At 41.6% G+C, this 18491-nt stretch carries 16 protein-coding genes; 15 read left to right on the top strand and 1 reads right to left on the bottom strand.

Annotated features, from left to right (window positions below):
• The 4 genes from COT43_06215 to COT43_06200 form a co-directional block, all read left to right on the top strand.
• Positions 1-371 (top strand): site-specific DNA-methyltransferase (locus COT43_06215; protein PIS28588.1); only part of this gene is annotated, 371 nt, incomplete at its 5' end.
• A gap of 14 nt (positions 372-385) precedes the next feature.
• Positions 386-3007 (top strand): histidinol-phosphatase, encoded by a 2622-nt coding sequence (locus tag COT43_06210; protein ID PIS28587.1) that lies wholly within the window; start codon positions 386-388, stop codon positions 3005-3007.
• Positions 2995-4149 carry an ATP-dependent DNA helicase gene (locus tag COT43_06205; protein ID PIS28586.1) on the top strand — a complete coding sequence of 385 codons (1155 nt, stop codon included), beginning with the start codon at positions 2995-2997 and terminating at the stop codon, positions 4147-4149. Before COT43_06210 ends, COT43_06205 begins: the two co-directional genes overlap by 13 nt.
• Positions 4150-4155: 6 nt before the next feature.
• Positions 4156-6804: a DEAD/DEAH box helicase gene (locus COT43_06200; GenBank protein PIS28585.1), complete on the top strand. Its 2649-nt coding sequence runs from the start codon at positions 4156-4158 to the stop codon at positions 6802-6804.
• A gap of 325 nt (positions 6805-7129) precedes the next feature.
• Here COT43_06200 and COT43_06195 read toward each other — a convergent pair whose 3' ends face one another.
• Positions 7130-7699, bottom strand: a complete 570-nt coding sequence (locus COT43_06195; protein ID PIS28584.1) for a hypothetical protein — start codon at positions 7697-7699, stop codon at positions 7130-7132.
• A 94-nt stretch (positions 7700-7793) separates the two neighbouring features.
• On the opposite strand from COT43_06195, the gene COT43_06190 reads away from it, so the two are divergent.
• From COT43_06190 to COT43_06140, 11 genes are all read left to right on the top strand, one after another.
• Positions 7794-9071, top strand: coding sequence for an IS21 family transposase (locus tag COT43_06190; protein PIS28583.1), 1278 nt, complete (start codon positions 7794-7796; stop codon positions 9069-9071).
• Positions 9068-9844, top strand: a complete 777-nt coding sequence (locus COT43_06185) for an AAA family ATPase (GenBank protein PIS28582.1) — start codon at positions 9068-9070, stop codon at positions 9842-9844. The genes COT43_06190 and COT43_06185 overlap by 4 nt, the downstream gene beginning before the upstream one ends.
• Before the next feature lie 461 nt (positions 9845-10305).
• Positions 10306-11655 carry an electron transport complex subunit RsxC gene (locus tag COT43_06180; GenBank protein PIS28581.1) on the top strand — a complete coding sequence of 450 codons (1350 nt, stop codon included), beginning with the start codon at positions 10306-10308 and terminating at the stop codon, positions 11653-11655.
• A 51-nt stretch (positions 11656-11706) separates the two neighbouring features.
• Positions 11707-12738 carry an electron transporter RnfD gene (locus tag COT43_06175; protein PIS28580.1) on the top strand — a complete coding sequence of 344 codons (1032 nt, stop codon included), beginning with the start codon at positions 11707-11709 and terminating at the stop codon, positions 12736-12738.
• A complete protein-coding gene (locus COT43_06170) occupies positions 12735-13325 on the top strand; it encodes a hypothetical protein (protein ID PIS28579.1) in 591 nt (196 codons plus the stop codon). Before COT43_06175 ends, COT43_06170 begins: the two co-directional genes overlap by 4 nt.
• A gap of 1 nt (position 13326) precedes the next feature.
• Complete coding sequence (locus COT43_06165; protein ID PIS28578.1) at positions 13327-13950, top strand: electron transport complex subunit RsxE; 624 nt, start codon at positions 13327-13329, stop codon at positions 13948-13950.
• A gap of 57 nt (positions 13951-14007) precedes the next feature.
• Positions 14008-14580: an electron transport complex subunit RsxA gene (locus COT43_06160; protein ID PIS28577.1), complete on the top strand. Its 573-nt coding sequence runs from the start codon at positions 14008-14010 to the stop codon at positions 14578-14580.
• A 19-nt stretch (positions 14581-14599) separates the two neighbouring features.
• Positions 14600-15415: an electron transporter RnfB gene (locus tag COT43_06155; protein ID PIS28576.1), complete on the top strand. Its 816-nt coding sequence runs from the start codon at positions 14600-14602 to the stop codon at positions 15413-15415.
• Positions 15405-15872, top strand: a complete 468-nt coding sequence (locus tag COT43_06150; GenBank protein PIS28575.1) for a hypothetical protein — start codon at positions 15405-15407, stop codon at positions 15870-15872. The genes COT43_06155 and COT43_06150 overlap by 11 nt, the downstream gene beginning before the upstream one ends.
• 21 nt (positions 15873-15893) lie before the next feature.
• Positions 15894-16916, top strand: a complete 1023-nt coding sequence (locus tag COT43_06145; GenBank protein ID PIS28574.1) for a hypothetical protein — start codon at positions 15894-15896, stop codon at positions 16914-16916.
• 76 nt (positions 16917-16992) lie between these two features.
• On the top strand, positions 16993-18441 hold the full coding sequence (locus COT43_06140) for a hypothetical protein (GenBank protein ID PIS28573.1): 1449 nt from the start codon (positions 16993-16995) through the stop codon (positions 18439-18441).
• The last annotated feature ends 50 nt before the right edge of the window (positions 18442-18491 follow it).

The following is an 18491-nucleotide window of genomic DNA, read 5'->3' as shown; positions in this document are numbered from 1 at the left end:
TCTCATCATCCAATTTCAAGATCTGGCGAGGCGCTGAAGTCACGGAAGAAAATTTAGAGAATCAGTTAGACGCTTTTACGAATCCGGTAAAGGAAGGCAGTGAAACGGAAAATATGCTATATGAGTTGATCCTCAAAGCCGGTTATCTGCTGACAAACAAAATAGAAACGAAAGACAAGTATTATGCGGTGAATGATGGCGAACTCGTCATTGCATTAGAAAAAATGGATCAGAAACTCGTTGACGCCATCATTTCAGCCAAACCGAAAAAAGTCATTACGCTGGACAAACTTTTCACCGGCAACGACCAGTTGAAAACCAATACGGTCTTGCAAATGTGCGATAATGAAATTGATTTTAGGACGATATAAATATGGAAGAGAAAATGATGAAAAATATTTTTGAAAATGGAGCAACCTGGCTTAGGGCAGATTTTCACCTGCATACTAAAGAGGACAGAGAATTCCAATATTCAGGTTTTGAAAACGATTTTATTAATTTGTACATTAATAAACTGAAGGAAGAGAAAATTTCTGTTGCTGCAATCACTAACCACAACAAATTTGCACTATCAGAATATAAAGCACTTTCAAAAAAAGCACGCAAGGAAGAGATTTATATCTTACCGGCAGTAGAACTTTCTGTTAATGATGGTTCAAATGGTATTCATACTCTTATAATATTTGATCCTGAACAATGGTTTGAAAGTGGAAACGATCTAATTAACCAGTTTCTAACCTCGACTTTTTCGGGGAAAACAAACTATGAAAATAGAAACGGTAGATCAAATCACAGTTTAATCCAAACAATTGAGTTGCTTAATAAATTCGAGAAAAATTATTTCATCATAATGGCTCACATTGAGCAAAAATGTGGATTTTTAGAGGTATTAGAGGGCGGAAGAATCACTGAGTTTGCAGAAAATCCGCTCTTTCGTAAAGCCGTTCTGGGTTTTCAAAAGGTTCGTACTCATAATAAAATTGCGAATCTAAATACATGGTTTAAAAATCAACTTCCTGCATTCGTTGAAGGATCGGATGCAAAATCGATAGAAGAAATAGGTAAAGGCGACAGTACATTTATCAAAATAGGGGCTTTCAATTTTGATGCGATAAAATATTCTCTAATGGACTTTAGATACAGAGTAAATAAAAATATTCCCTCCCTCACCCAAGCATATATAAAATCAATTTCATTTACTAGTAGTAAACAAGACCTTAAAGAAATACCCCTTAGTCCTGGTATGAATAATTTTATAGGGATTCGTGGCAGTGGCAAATCTACAATATTGGAAACAATTCGATATGCATTAGACATATCCCTTCCTGAAACATTATTTGATGAAGATAAAAAATATAAAAATAATCTTATTACTATTTTTCTTGGCAGTGGTGGTAAGACAAGGCTAGAAATAATTGACCATCGGGGAAATCTTATTATTGCAGAGAAAATATATGGTGATCGAACCAATATTTATGAAAATGGAATTCTCAATCCCAGCCTGAAGATAACCCCAGGCATTCTAAAGAAACCTCTTTATTTTGGCCAGAAAGATCTTTCGAATATTAAAGGTTCAAATAGTATTGAGAATTTAATTAATCAACTGATTGGCGAGAAAATAAAAGTTCACAGACAACGAATAGAAGAAAAAAATGCGGAAGTTCTAAATATCTTAAACGACATTTCACGGCATAACAAATCCCTTGCTCAAAAACCAGATGTCGAAGCTAAAAAGGCATCATTAGAATACAACCTTAAAGTATTTACCGAACAAAAAATTGATGAGAAATTGAACAGACAGATTGAATTTGATAAAGATGCAAACCGTTTCAAGAACTTGAAAGAGTTTGAACAGGAATTAATCACTAATCTGGAAGAATTTATTTCCAATTATCGCGATAACTTCAAATCATATTTGGGATATCAGTCAAAGGAGAATGCCGACCTCATAGAAAAAGCATACCATTCATTTGAAAACTTTACAAAACTGTTCAATCAATTACCACATTTGCTTTCTCAGATGAATAAAGAGAATGCAAACCTTTCTATTATTGAAAAACAGTTCCTCAGCAAGTATGAAGACTTGAAAGAAGAGTTTTCTAGAATTAAAAGAGACATAAACCTTCCTAACATTCAGGCAGATGATTATGTCAAATTCACGAAAGAGTTGGAGAATACTAAATTCAAATTAACGGAATTGGAAAAAATAAAAGGCAAGACATCTCAACTTCAAAAACAGTTAATTGTTTCCCTAACCCAATTACAAAATTTATGGAATGATGAGTTCAATCTTGTTAATGAAGAAATTGAAAAAATAAATGCTGATCAATCTTCAATTAAGATCGTAATGAAGTTTAAGGGGGACAAAATAAAGTTTAAGGAGTTTTTGAAAGATAGTATCAGGGGGACTGGAATCCGAGAACAGAACATTCAGACATTGGTGGATGAGTATTCAGATCTGATTGAAATATTCCGCGACTTAAATGAAATTACGACTGCAACTAAAGTGAGCGACATTCTGTCGGGAGGCAGTCAATTCAACACATTCAAAACTCGCTTTAATGAAAATATCGGAACCTTTTTAACATACCGTGTACCGGATTATTTTGAAATTTTTTACAAAGATAAACCTCTCGATGAACATTCTCTTGGTCAGCGAGCATCAGCACTAATCATTTTTCTTTTATCTTTAAAGGAAAATGACATCATAATTATTGATCAGCCGGAAGATGATTTGGATAACCAGACTATTTATGATGATGTAATAAAAGTACTGCGTGATTTGAAAACAAAAACTCAATTCATCTTTGCTACCCACAATCCAAATATTCCGGTACTTGGCGACAGCGAGCAGATTATTAGTTGTCATTATGAAAATAATAAAATTTCTGCAATTTTAGGAAGTATTGATGATATTAATATCCGCAAAAATATCGTAACAATAATGGAAGGCGGAGATGAAGCATTCGAAAAACGTAAAAGGATTTATGAATTATGGAACCAATAGAGCTCTTAGATATCATTTCAAAAGGTGAAAACAGCACCGTTCAATTTAAAGAAAGACTTCCCCATCTTGATGATCTTGCGAAAGAGATGGTTGCCTTTTCAAACACAGATGGAGGCATTATTATTGTAGGTATTAATGATAAGACAGGTCATCTCAATGGATTATCTTTTGAAGAAATTGGAACCACGAACAGGGATCTGGTTATAACTGCGACTCAAAAAGTTTTCCCTCCTATTAATATAAAGACTGAAACAGTGACCGAAAATAATCAGAATATTGTTGTTGTATATATTGAAGAGGGTATAAGTAAACCATATAAGGATCGAAATGGAATTGTGTATGTTAAAAACGGGTCAGATAAAAGAAAAGTAATTTCTAATGATGAATTACGTAGAATGCTTCAAAGCAGTGGAAATCTTGCGGCTGATGAAGAACCTGTTACTAACACTACCAATAACGATATAGACATTGAATTCTTTAAAGAATTTGTTAAAAGAAAGACTGGAAAAAGTTTTGATGAAATAGGTCAATCGCTTCCACAGATTCTAAACAACATGGGTTTTGCAAGAGATGAAAAACTTACTCTTGCCGGTTTATTATTATTTGGTCAAAAACCACAGATATTCAAACCTGTTTTTTCCATTCATTGCGTTGCATTTGTTGGCAATGATGTTGCAGGAAGAGAATACAGAGACAATGAGCCACCATTTGAAGGAAACTTGTCAGAATTATATGAAAAGACAATGGATTTCATTCGTCGAAATCTTCGGAAGATTCAGGTAAAAGAATCATTCAATAGTTTAGGTAAGTTGGAAATTCCGCAAGAAGTGTTTGAAGAATTAATTGTAAATGCTTTGATTCACCGCGATTATTTCATTAAATCAACGATTAAAGTATTTATCTTTGATAATCGTATTGAAATAATCAGCCCCGGTAAACTGCCAAATACTCTAACAATTGAAAAAATTAAATTGGGAACGTCTATTGTGCGAAATCCGATTTTGTTCTCTAATGCGAGATATTTACTCCCTTATATCGGAATTGGAAGTGGTATTCCAAGAGCACTTGATTTTTATCCTGAAATTGATTTTATTGATGACATTGATAAAGAACTATTCATTGCAGTAATTCGAAGAAAATAATTACTGATGAAACTCCACTTTGACAGTAAGCAGGAATTTCAGGTAGAGGCGATCAAAGCCATCACTGATATTTTTGAAGGACAGTCGTTGAGTAGTGGCGACTTTGAGTTTGCGATTAGTCAGTCAGGCTCTATGCTTACTGAAAATGGAGTTGGCAACAAGATTGATTTTTCTGACCTCGACCAGTTAAGTGAGAATATTCAAAATATACAGAAAAGAAACGAACTAAAGTTGCTCAGTGCGGATGAAATCCAAAATAACGGATGGAATTTTTCGGTTGAAATGGAGACCGGCACGGGAAAGACCTATGTCTATCTCCGTACCATTTATGAACTGAACAAACTCTATGGTTTCAGTAAATTTGTCATCGTCGTTCCTTCGATTGCCATCCGTGAAGGCGTTTTAAAAAATCTTGAAATTACAGAAGAGCATTTTCAAAACCTTTATGATAAGGTCCCGGTCACTGCAAATGTCTATGACAGCAAGAAAGTATCCAATCTGAGAGGTTTCGCTTCGTCAAATACAATTCAGGTATTGGTTATCAATATCGATTCATTTGCCAAAGATGAAAATATAATCAATAAGCCAAACGATAAACTCACCGGGAAGAAACCGATCGAATTTATCCAAAGTTGCCGGCCGATTGTGATCTTAGATGAACCGCAGAATATGGAGACGGAAATCCGGAAAAAAGCCGTCGCGAATCTCAATCCGCTTTGTACTCTGCGCTATTCGGCGACGCATACTAATCCATACAATCTGGTATATTCGCTCAATCCGGTAAAAGCCTACGATCTGGGTTTTGTGAAACAGATCGAAGTTGATTCAGTGATTACTGAAAATGATTTTAATTCGCCATTTCTTCAGTTGGAAAATGTCACCCGGATCGGAAATGTAATCAAGGCAAAAATAAAATTAGATGTTTTGACAAAAAATGGTATAGACCGAAAATCGGTCATGGCAAGCATAAAGAATCCAGATTTGTTTTCATTATCTAATGGTAATGAAAGATACAACGGACTTAAAATATATGAAATCGACTATGGCAACGAGCAGATAGAACTAAGCAATGGGATTGTTTTGAGAAAAGGCGAAACGCAGGGTGGAATGAACGATGAAGTCATGCGTTTTATGATGAGCAAAACTATTGAAGAGCATTTGAAAAAAGAAAAAATATACAGGGACAAAGGAATAAAAGTCCTTTCGCTTTTCTTTATTGACCGGGTGAAAAATTATCGCGAATATGATCCTAACGGTGTTCCAGTTAAAGGAAAATTTGCGCAATGGTTTGAGGAAATTTACCAGAAGGAAATATCCAAACCGGTTTACCAGGGATTAATTCCTTATCCGATTACCGATATACATAACGGTTATTTCTCGCAAGATAGTAAAGGCCGAATGAAAGACACCGAAGGTGAATCTCAGGCAGATGACGACACTTATAAACTCATCATGCAGGACAAAGAGAAGTTACTGGATAGCAATGTACCGCTTCGTTTCATATTCAGTCATTCGGCATTGCGGGAAGGCTGGGATAATCCGAATGTATTTCAGATTTGCACCTTGAACGAAACTAAATCGGAATTGAAAAAACGACAGGAAATCGGCAGAGGACTACGCTTATCGGTCAATCAGGACGGAGAAAGAATTTTCGACCGCAATATTAATAAACTTACCGTCGTTGCGAATGAACGCTACGAAGATTTTGCTAAAGCATTGCAAAAAGAAATTCAGGAAGATTGCGGAGTTGATTTTACCGGCCGAACAAAAAATAAATATGATAAGAAAAAAGTCAATTACCGAAAGGGATTTGAAGCCGATCCAAAATTCCTGCAGATTTGGGAGAAAATAAGGTATCAGACAAAATACAGCGTCAATTACGATACAGAGAAACTTATCACGCTTGCGGCAGATGCCGTGAATAAGATGGAAGAAACAAAAAAGCCAGCTATCAGATCAATTAAAAAAGAAATCTTGATTAGTAATGAAGGTGTTGACGGAAAATTAGTGAGCGATAGTTCAAATGGCGAATACGGATTTGCTTTTGAGATTCCCGATATGCTGGCTTACATACAAAGTAAGACCGAACTGACGAGAAGTACTATATTCGAAATACTAAAAAGATCACATAGATTGAACGACTTATTTATAAATCCGCAGATGTTTATGGACAACGCGGTTTCAATAATTCAAAAGGTATTGCATCAGTTGATGATTGATGGAATTAAATATGAGAAAATCGGAAACAAGATTTACGAGATGACCTTGTTTGACGATAGAGACTTTGAAATTTACATTGACAATTTTACCCATGCAGTGAAGGATAGTTCAAAGACAATCTATGAAGACTACATTCCGCTTGATAGTAAGGTAGAAAACCAATTTGCCAAAGACTGTGAGAGCAGTGAGCAGATTGAATTTTATTTTAAACTCCCATACTGGTTTAAGATTAAAACGCCTATCGGAACTTATAATCCAGATTGGGCTATCGTGAAAAAAGGTGAGAAGAAGATTTATTTCGTTGCCGAAACCAAATCAAAAGATGAAGAACTCCGACCCAGTGAAGAACAGAAGATTCAGTGTGGGAAAGAGCACTTTAAGCAGTTTGAGGGAGTTAAATTCAAACAGGTTAGCAGTGTAACTGATCTGAATTGATATATTGACAAACCTCCCGAAGGTTTGAAAAGAAAATCGAAACTGATAATCCAGGCGAACCTTCGGGAGGTTTTATTAATCCGGTTCCATCTTTGTTACAATTACATTGCAACCTCGAACAATTATACCGCCCGAACGCCGGATAAAAAGCAGAAAACTTTCAGTCCCGGTTACGTAAAAAAGAATCCAGAATAGATTTTTATAGGTCGAATTGGTAATTCGACCGGGCGATTTATCAAATCGCCCTACAATGCAAAACTTCGTAAGACAGGCATTCCTGCCTGTCAAATATGAACAGCCTGGAAAGGCTGTTTTACGATTTACCTCAAAACTGAATATTCAGGCTTATTCCGGGCAATAATTTATGTTTGACAGAGAAGAAAACCGGTGCCAGCGAGATATTGATATCATCCGGACGAATCGCCTGGTTTTCTGAGGGAACTTCAAGTATTTTGCGGGTCAGGAGCAGTCCGCCCCAGCCGCCGCCTAACGCCAGTAAACCCATGACCCGGCCATTATCAATTTCAAGTATCACCCCGGTTCCCATGCCAAACAACACCCCGGCAAATTCTCCGGTCGCCATCAGAATCGCCTGACCAGTCGTGAAATCCAGATTCCGGATATAGCGGTCCATCAGGACTGTTCCGGTAAATGAACCTAAGGAGCTTAAAAGCAGTCGGGAAAATTCGTATTTATCCTGTTCGGCATTGTGAGTGATTAAATCCCAGATCATAAAACCATTAAACAAACCAAAAATCCGGCCGTTGGTGAGCATCAGGCCGTCACCGAATGAATATTGCCGGCCCGCAAAGAAACGCCGTTCGATCGCCATACCCAGCGGATGTAAATGGTCGTAGTAAATTGTACCAAAAATGGTCGCGAAAAAGTGTACCAAAATTTCGTAGAAAGGCGATTTAGAAAATTAGTAGTATCCTCTGAAGAGTGGTAAGCTATGGTGAAATTGGCTGACATAACAATCAGAGGGTATAATGAAGCAGATGGAGGAAATTTTGGACATACTTGTTTTAAAGCGACAAGGTTTATCGAATCGTGAGATAGCCCGGAGAATGGGAGTTCACCGGAGTACCGTGAGGAAGTATTTGTCAGAAGGGTATAGTGTCCGAGAAGGGCCGCGGTATGGCCCGCGAGGGAGTAAGTTGGATTCCTATAAGGATCAGATCAGGGCTTGGATAGAGAACGATCATTTCTATCGGGCGACGCTGATTTATGATCGGCTCTGCCGGTTGGGATTTAACGGGAGTTACGAGATTGTAAAGCGCAAGGTGGCGCAGATGAAAGCTGAATTTCAGCGGATTGCCTACATTCGTTTTGAGACAGAGCCGGGTCACCAGGCGCAGGTAGATTTTGGTGAGTTTCAGGTGATAGATATTTTGGGTAATGTTCGTAAATATTATCTGTTTGCGATGATCCTGGGTTACTCCCGATCCATTTATGCTGAATTGGTTGAGCGTTGTGATTTAGTCACTTTTCTGGATTGTCACATTCGTGCATTTGCATTTTTGGGTGGAGTCCCTGAAGAAATTATCTATGACCGGATGCGGAATGTGTATCGGGGGCTGACAGATAACAAGTTGGTGTTCAATCCGGAATTGACCAGGTTGGCGCTTCATTACGGCTTTAAGCCGGTTGTGGCGCCGGCATATTCACCGTGGGTCAAAGGCAAGATCGAGCGACCGATGGACTTTATCCGAGAAGGATTTTGGCGTGGCTATAGTTTCATCAATCTTGAGACGAGTAATCATGATTTGTCGGATTGGCTGGCCCAAAAAGCCCGGCGGATACATGGTACCACCCATGAACGGGTTGAGGTCCGTTTTGAACGCGAGCGCTCCTTTTTGAGACCACTTCCCCAGCAAACTCTGGACACCAGTTATAAAGTCTTTCGTAAAGTTCATAAGGATTGTACGGTTTGTTTTGAAGGTAATCGCTATGTGGTTCCGCATCGCTTGGTTGGTCATCAAATTATTCTGTGGGTCAAGGAGAAGATCCTGCGAGTATTTGATAATGAGTGCTTAGTGGTCACTTACATCATCCCGGACGATAAAGGTCATTTGATTCAGGATCAGCGTTTTTATGAAGCCTTGCGTCAGGACTGGCAGATGAACAAACTCAAATATGGCGCCCATCCGCACGTTAAAGGACGCGCTCAGCAGACAATTAGCCCGACGCTAGGGAAATATGACATCGAAGTTCAAATCCGTCCGATCGCGACCTATGACCGACTCTATCAGGAGGTTACGTTATGAGTGACGGAATCCTGCTGGAAAGAGTCAATGCCAACTTGAACCGCTTGCGTTTAGCGCGGATCAACGCGCTATTACCCGTCATGTTAGAAACGGCGCAACAGAAGACCTGGAGTTATTTGTCGTTTTTAGATGTTCTCTTAGAAGAGGAGGTTTGTCAGAAGGAACAGCGCCGCATCGAGGCTAATTTGCGCATCTCCGGTTTACCCTTTGTTAAAACCATTGACGAATATGAGTTTACCTTCCAACCGAATCTGGATCAGCGGCAAATTAAGGCCTTGTTCGATTTGACCTTTATCCAACACCATCAGAATGTGATCTTTCTGGGACCTCCCGGCGTCGGTAAAACGCATCTGGCGGTGGCTCTGGCGGTTAAAGCCTGTCAGGCTGGAATCAGTATCTATTTTACCACCATGGAATCTTTGATCCGCAAACTGAAGAAAGATCAAGACTCGGTTCGTCAGGGCAAAGGACGCAGTTATAATAAGGCCGCTTTGGTTATCGTCGATGAGGTCGGTTACACCCCGATTAGTCGGGAAGAGTGTCATCTGTTTTTCCGCTTTATTGCTAATCGCTATGAGAAGAACAGCACGATCGTCACCTCCAATAAAGCCTTCGCGGATTGGACCGAACTCTTCCACGACCCCATCATCGTAACGGCAGTTCTGGATCGGTTGTTACATCATGCGGTGGTAGTTAATATCAAAGGCAATAGTTATTGGCTATCCCGAATTTTCGGGATGGGAAAGGAGGACTACCCCGATGGATCAGATTGAAACCCGGAAAAAATGGTACACTTTTCACGACCGCTTTTGGTACATTTTTTCGCGACCCTTGACAATTGTCAAGTAAGACCTAACCATTGGCTGGAGGCAACGGCTAAAGCTATTCGATGAATTTGAAGTTTGGCGGTATTGCAGAAGATTTTCGAGAAGTGAAAGAAAATCGCTCCGCAATCCGCCGTGCCTCAGCCCTGTCCGTTATCACAAAGGAATTGAGTTTGTAAGTTTTAGTAAAAATGATTTGTTGAAACGGGTAGGATCGGAAAAGGTCTTGCCCGTTTTTGTTTTCAGAGAACTACAGAATAGAGAAGAAACCACGAATAAATACAAATGAACGCGAAAACATTGCCGGTTTTATCCGAAATAGTACTGATAAAATTCTAAAAAACCTTCTAAATTTGCCCGACTTTTTGAGATTCTGATTACTGGAAAGTTATAAAAGGAGTCGCGCTTAGATGAATTTGAGGACTTTTAAGAAGGGTATCCACCCGTCCGAATTTAAGGAGTTTACAGAAGGTAAGAACATTGAAAAACTACCGCTTCCGGGCGAAGTGTTCATTCCCGTTCAACAACACATGGGTGCCCCTTGCAAGCCTGCCGTCGAAAAAGGGATGGAAGTTAAAACCGGGCAAATCATTGGCACAGCCGGCGGATTTGTATCCAGCCTGATCCACGCTACGATTTCCGGAAAGGTGAAATCTATAGAATCTTTTCCGCATCCACTGGGCACTCAGGGTTTGATGATCCAGATTGTGAGCGATGGTAAAGATGAATGGATTGATGCGGCTGAACCCGTTGATGACTGGGAAAAATTGTCGAAAGACGACATAATTTCTGCCATACAAAATGCCGGAATCGTCGGGATGGGCGGAGCGGCGTTTCCCCTTCATGTCAAACTCAGCCCGCCAAAAGGTAAAACGATCGATACATTCGTCCTCAACGGTTGCGAATGCGAACCGTTCCTGACAGCCGATCACCGGATGATGCTCGAACAAACGGACGATGTCATTCTTGGCGTTCGGTTGATGATGAAAGCGCTTGGGGCGGAAAGAGGCATCATCGGGATTGAAGCTAATAAACAAAATGCGATCGAAAAAATGACAAGCGCCATTGCTTCGTTCGGTAATATAACAGTTCAACCGCTCAAAGTTAAGTATCCACAGGGCGCGGAAAAGATGCTGATCAAAGCCGCTTTGGATAGAAATGTTCCCGCTGGCGGTTTACCCATGGATGTTCATGTTGTCGTGAATAATGTGGGAACAGCGATTGCAGTTGCGAATGCTGTTATGAAAAAACGACCGGTCATCGAACGTGTCGTAACCGTCACCGGAAGAGGCGTCCGCGAGCCGAAAAATGTGCTCGCGCGAATCGGCACGCCATTCCAGAATTTGATCGATTTCTGCGGCGGTCTAACTGACGATGCGGTAAAAGTGCTGATGGGCGGTCCGATGATGGGCGTCGCACAGCATACACTTACTGTTCCGGTTATCAAGGCTACGAGCGGAATCGTCTGCCTGACTTCAGAATCGATCGTTGAAAAAACAGAATATCCGTGTATTCAATGTGGCGCGTGCATTCGCGTTTGTCCAATGGATTTGATGCCAACTCGCCTGGCGCGTTTTACACAATACTGCAAGTGGGACGAAGCCGAAAAATTTGGAATCGTCAATTGTATCGAATGCGGTTCGTGCGCATTCGTTTGTCCTTCAAATATCCCATTAGTTCAGAGAATCCGGCTCGGTAAATTGAAGGTAAATGAAATTCAGAGGAAACAAAAAACTACCGAAAAAGTCATGAGTAATTAATTCATCGTATTTAATCATTTGAGACGAGTCAAATAAAGGGAATTGATTAGAATGGAAGAGAAACAAAACATCAGGGCTGAAGAATCCGGAAAGAATGCGGAAGTAAAATCGACGCCCGCACCGACCGCCAAAGTGTCGGAGAAACGGCCGTTTGTCCTATCATCCTCGCCGCATTTCAAGAAGCCGGGCGACGTCCGTATGATTATGCGGATCGTCATCGCCGCTTTATTACCTGCGGTCGGTTTCAGCGTTTATAATTTTGGGTTCCATAGTTTAATCACGATAGCGGTTTCAATCTTGGCCGCTACGATAACCGAAGAAATTGTCAACCTTGCCCGCAAGCGAAAGATGACGATAACCGACGGGAGCGCAGTTTTGACAGGCTTACTCCTGGCGATGACGTTACCGCCATCTTTGCCATTGAGCATGGTCGTGATCGGATCGGTTTTTGCTATTTTTATTGGAAAGCAAATATTTGGCGGTCTTGGTTATAATATTTTCAATCCAGCTTTGATCGGTCGGGCATTCCTTCAGGCGGCTTTCCCGATTCCAATGATGACTTGGACGATACCGAGAACGATCGATGCAATCTCGACTGCGACGCCTTTAGGCTCGTTTAAATTCGCAAAAATACTGACACCCTATTACGATCTGTTCATGGGAACGGTTGGTGGTTGTATCGGCGAAACAAGCGCGCTGGCAATCTTGATTGGCGGATTGTTCCTTGTATTGGTTCGGATCGCAGATTGGCGCATTCCGCTTAGTTATCTCGGAACGGTCGTTATTTTCAGCGGAATTTTATGGCTCATTAATCCGGTAAGTTTTCCCGATCCGATTTTTCATCTGTTTGCGGGCGGTTTGATGCTTGGAGCATTTTTCATGGCGACGGATATGGTGACATCGCCGATAACGCCGAAAGGGAAATGGATATTCGGTATTGGCGCTGGGATCATCCTAGTATTGATTCGTCAATTCGGGGGGTTACCGGAAGGCGTGATGTACTCGATTCTGATTATGAACTCCGTGACGCCGCTGATTAACCGGTTTACCCGTCCGCGATATTTTGGAGAAATCAAGCAATGAAAAAATCGACTAACTTAGCAGTTGTTTTAACGATAACTGCCGCGTTCTCAGGCGGTATTCTGGCTTACTTTGACTCATTCACGTCCAAGCGAATTGCCGATTTTCAGAAGGAAGAGCAGAAAAAATCTGTGCAATTTGTGTTGCCCGGATCGGTTTCCTCTGAAACAAAAATTATGAATGATCAGGAATTTTTCATTGGCAAAGATAAGGACAGCAATATTGTCGGTGTAGCATTCGTCGCATCGGGCGCGGGCTTCCAAAGCACAATCAAGATTCTCGTCGGGATGGACCCAATCATGCAAACAATTATAGCCATGAAGGTCATCGAACAGGCGGAAACGCCTGGACTCGGCACGAAAATCGTCAATGATCTGACCAATAAAACCAATCCAAATTGGTTTACCAAACAATTCGAAAAACTAAATGTAGCGAGCGGAATTTCGTACGTCAAAGGTCAAAAACCGACAAAACCGGGCGAAATTCAGGCTATCACCGGTGCTACCGTTTCCTCAAAGGCGGTGGTTGATCTGCTAAATGTAAGCATAACAAAGAGCCGGAAAATATTTTTAAAAAGCGGAGTGAAATAATATGGTAACCCGAAAATTTACTCTCTGGAAGGAATTTGCGAAGGGACTCTGGGACGAAAATCCAATTTTGCGAATGTTGTTGGGCTGTTGTCCGACGCTGGCGATGACAAACTCGGCTACCAATGGTTTTTCAATGGGAATTGCTGTGATTTTCACACTGATTTCTTCCAGCACTATCATCTCGCTGATGCGCAATTTGATTCCAAAAGAGGTTCGGATTGCGACCTACATCATTATCATTTCGACTTTCGTGACGGTCGTCGATCGGACGATGGCGGCATTTCTGCCGGACATCAGCAAGGCGATGGGGCCGTTCATTCCATTAATCGTCGTCAACTGTATTATTCTCGGACGCGCCGAAGCTTTTGCGTCGAAAAACACCGTTGGACGCTCAGCAATCGACGCACTTGGTATGGGCATTGGTTTTACATTAACACTGACATTTCTTGGTTCAATCCGCGAATTGATTGGCGCCGGAACGATTTTTTCGGTTCAGATAATGCCTGAGAATTTTATACCTTGGGCGGTCATGATTCTTCCACCCGGAGCATTTTTGATGCTCGGATTAATTATTGGAGCCGTCAACTGGCTTAACGCGCAGATTACGAAAAAAGCGGCACATTGACAGATTAGAAATGCTAATTAATTATTTACTATTGAATAGATAATATCCGGGAGTTTTATGGAACTCATCATCATCATCATTTCATCGGTTTTGATCAACAACTATGTGTTGGTGCAATTTTTGGGCATTTGTCCGTTCCTTGGAGTCTCGAAAAAACTTTCTCCAGCCATCAGTATGGGAATAGCGACGACTTTTGTCATGACGATAACAGCCGCCGTAGCGTGGATTATCAACCAGTACATTTTGATCGGGTTGAATCTGCAATTTTTGGAGATCGGCGCATTCATTCTGGTCATCGCCGGATTGGTTCAATTAGTCGAAATGTTTATCAAGAAAACCAGCCGGCCGCTTTATGACGCTTTGGGTATTTTTCTGCCGCTGATTACAACGAATTGCGCGATTCTCGGATTGGCGTTGCTTTTAGTTATCAAAGAGTACAATTTTATCGAAAGTATCGTTTTTGGATTCGGATCAGGCGCAGGATTTACGCTTGCGCTGGTTATCATGGCTGGTGTTCGTGAGGAATTAGAAATGGCGGATGTTCCGGCTTATTTTAAAGGCGCGCCGATTGCGCTGATCACGGCCAGTTGTATAGCGCTGGCATTCATGGGATTTGCGGGTTTGATTTAATTAACGGGAGTTGTAGGAAATGTACACATCGATCTTATACGCAGTTTTGAGCATGGGGGGGCTGGGACTCCTGTTCTCAGTGCTCATTGCGTTAGCCAATAAAAAACTTGCCGTAGAGGAAGACCCGCGAATTTCTGAAATTACTAAATTGTTGCCGAATGCTAATTGCGGCAGTTGTGGGTACGCCGGTTGCGCCAATTTTGCGGAGAATTTAGTCAGCGGCAAAACCCAGATCAACAATTGCCCAGTCTGTAGTGATGAGGCGAGGGAGGCAATTGCTCGAGTTCTGGGCGTCGATGTCGAAACCGGCGAGCGCCGCGTTGCGGTCGTTTTCTGTCAGGGTGGTGATGGAATCGTATCAAAGAAAGCCGAATATTCAGGAATCAAGACCTGCATTGCCGCTAGTTTGGTTGGTGGCGGGGAACGCGCTTGCAGTTATGGCTGTATTGGGTATGGCGATTGCGTGGCGGCTTGTCCTTTTGACGCGATTCACATGAGCGAGCAGAATCTGCCGGTTGTTGACCGCACCAAATGCACAGGTTGCGGCAATTGCGTGACTGCCTGCCCGCGCGGCGTTATCGAATTGCACCCAATCAGTCATCACGTTTTCGTCCTGTGCAAGAATCACGATACACCCAAAGTTGCACGCAGTGTTTGCCAGCGGGCTTGCATCGGTTGTATGATTTGCGAAAGAGCGGTCAACGGTCAGGGCTTTAAAGTTACAGACAATCTGGCATGGGTTGATCACGACGTTTATACCAAAGAATTAGTTTTGCCGACCGAAAAATGTCCAACCAAAGCAATTGTTATTTTGGGACAAGCTGATGAATCCTAAACAGCAAAATATCATAGAGCCTGATGGCGATTTCGGAATAGTCATCGAATTGAAAGATGATTTTGCCGTCGTTCAGATGGAGGGCTCGGACGCCTGCAAGGGTTGCCAAGCTAAAGTCGTTTGTCAACCGAATGGTTCTGGTCAGCGAATTCTTTATGTTAAAAATACGGTTGGCGCAAGTATCGGTGATCGGGTTATGCTGGAGCAAAGCGATGTTAACCAAACCAAACTTGTTTTCATGCAATACGGTTTGCCTTTGCTGAGTTTTTTAGTCGCCATCATTGTTGCTAACCGATTTATTACGGAAGAATCAAACGGGATTCCTTCGGAGATTTTACAGTTAATTATTGCTCTGTTTTTTACGATTTTATCTGGAGCCGTAACTTTTTACTGGAGTAAAAGGAAAGCAGTACAGAACTTTTCTGTTTTTCAGGTGAAATCAATCGAGCAGGAATAAAACAATCGTTTGAGAAGTAATTTGAACTTAAATAAAATATATACCGTTTTTAAAGTTATTCGATTTACGATTATTCTATATCTTTTCTTGCTATCGACCTGTTTCTATCAAAATCGAATCGTTCAGATAAATGAAACGCGCTTATTAATGGGAACAGTTGTCGAGATAACCGTTCTCGATACTTCTGAAGTTGCGGCTAAAACGGCGATCACGGACGCTTTCGATGAGATTAGTCGGATTTCGGCAGTTTTTTATGAAGGTAATCCGAAGAGCCCGATTTACGCTTTCAACCATCGTACTCAGAATGAAATTGTTATGCCGTCGGAAGTTCTAGGCTTGGTGGAAAGGAGTATGGATATTTCAAAAAAAATGGATGGCGCATTTGACATTACCGTTGGCGGATTGCTTCCGTTGTATCGGTTCAAGGGCGATTCGCTGGTTCCACCCAACCAGAAAGATATTCAAGCCGTATTGCCATTTGTCGGATTCAATCATCTCGTGATCAATTTTGCGGAAAATATTCTGTCTTGTAACAACCGAAAAACCCAAATTGGTACAGGTGCTGTTGCCAAAGGTTATGCCGTCGATCGGGCGATAGAACTTCTGAATTCCAGAGGTGTCAAAGGTGCCATTATCAACGCCGGTGGCGATTTGCGAGTATTGCCTCGGATGGATGGAAAACGCTGGCGTGTGGGAATCCAACATCCGCGCAATCGTGGCGAGATGCTTGATGTTCTTGAGATTTGCAATGGAGCAATAACCACTTCTGGAGACTACGAAAAGTTCTTTATGTATCAGGAAAAACGGATTCACCATATTCTCGATCCTAAGACCGGACTTCCCGCCGATTCCTGCCAGTCAGTGACAATCATTGCGCCGAAGGCAGAACTTGCCGATGCGTTGGCGACGGGAATGTTTGTTTTGGGTATTACAAAGGGGATGGAATTTATCCAGCAATTTCCGGAAGTCGAAGCAATGTGGATACGCACCGATGGGAAACGGTTTGAGACGTCGGGTTTTGGCAAGTATTATGCCGATAAATAACGCTGTTATTTGATACAATTCATCTTTACCAACTTTTAATTTGAACAAAATCGGGATTTTTAAGATTGGGGCTAACATGACGCGAAAAAGTATCTTTATAAACGCACTCGTTTTACTCATCAGTGTAACTTCCGTATTTTCAGCGGCGGGAAAGGTTTACCTCGTTATAGCATCTGATACGGCGATCTGGGATGGAATGAGTACATCCGAATTCAATTGTACATATAACGCATCTCTCTATACAAATCCCGATATGAATGCATATAAAGTCATGAATACGGCATTTCGCGAACAGTTTAAAGATTCTTATGGTCAGCCGATTAAAATGACATGGTACATGATGGGCGGTAATATTTTTCGATACGCAACGAACAGAAATTTTCCCGTTCCGAACACAATGACGTTATACCTCATGAAAAAATATCACGGTGAAGCGGTTCAGCAAACTGGTGACGAATTGTCTATTCACTATCATACGTTCGCTTGGACAGATTATGACAATGACGGAAAATGGTATTGGAATCAGGCATTAGATTTTAACGAATGTCGGGACGACTTCGACTTTACATTATGTCAGTATTTGCTCGAAGAAGAGACCTTTCCGGTTTCTTTCCGGAGCGGTTGGCATTACATGGATAATCACTGGCAACATTATCTTAATGAGATCATGCCGTATTCACTGCATAACGATTATCCGTCGGATAGGATTGACACAGTCGAACCGCTGGACAACACGTCCCATTGGGCCCAGGCTTCTTCAAAATGGACTGCCTACCGTCCGTCTGACGAGAACTATCAGCTTCCGGGCAATGGCGCCGGTTTTATCGTGCGTTCCCGCCATTTCAATTCGTTTAAGGCGAATGGACTGTTGGATCAGATTTTTGCCGAAGCGGATACAGGAGCGGATCAAATCGTCTGTATCTGGGGACATTTGCCGGAAACCGATTTTTTAACCAACATCGAGAAAATTGACAATCTTGCGCATCTTGCCGCGGTAAAATATCCCAACGTGAAATTCTCATATTGTACTGGGATTGAAGCGTTACAAAAATATAGAAATGCAACAGATTTTACGGCGCCAATCCTCACGTTTGAATCCGAGACAGTCAGTGACAGCGTCTATTTGATGGTTAGAACGGATGAGCCGATTTTCCAGCGTGTGCCTTTCATCGCCGCGAAGGATGTTTACGAAAACTACTTCATCGTTCCATGCGAACCGACCGGCACGAACGAATGGCGGAGCATGAAGGCAGTGGACAAAAACTTCATCGCAAAAGTTGGCGCTGTTGTCTGCGATACGCTGGGAAATCAGTCGATGAAATTCATCAAATTTCGTCCCGATGATATTTATATTGACAATCTGGAAAACGGCTACTCCGAAATTCGTGGAAATTGGGCGCAATCCATCAAGAATTCATGGGGAACCGATTCAAGAATTGCGACGATTGCGACAGGCGATACAGCGCTTGTTCGATGGATTCCGGAAATTATTCAGCAAAGTAATTATGGTTCTTTCGCATTTTAAATGGGTAGATAGTGTTTATTATTAGAGGTGAGGTCGAGTTTACCTGTCAG

Source organism: Candidatus Marinimicrobia bacterium CG08_land_8_20_14_0_20_45_22 (genome assembly GCA_002774355.1).
GTDB lineage: Bacteria > Fidelibacterota > UBA2242 > UBA2242 > UBA2242 > 0-14-0-20-45-22.
This window is presented reverse-complemented; position numbering and strand designations above follow the sequence as displayed.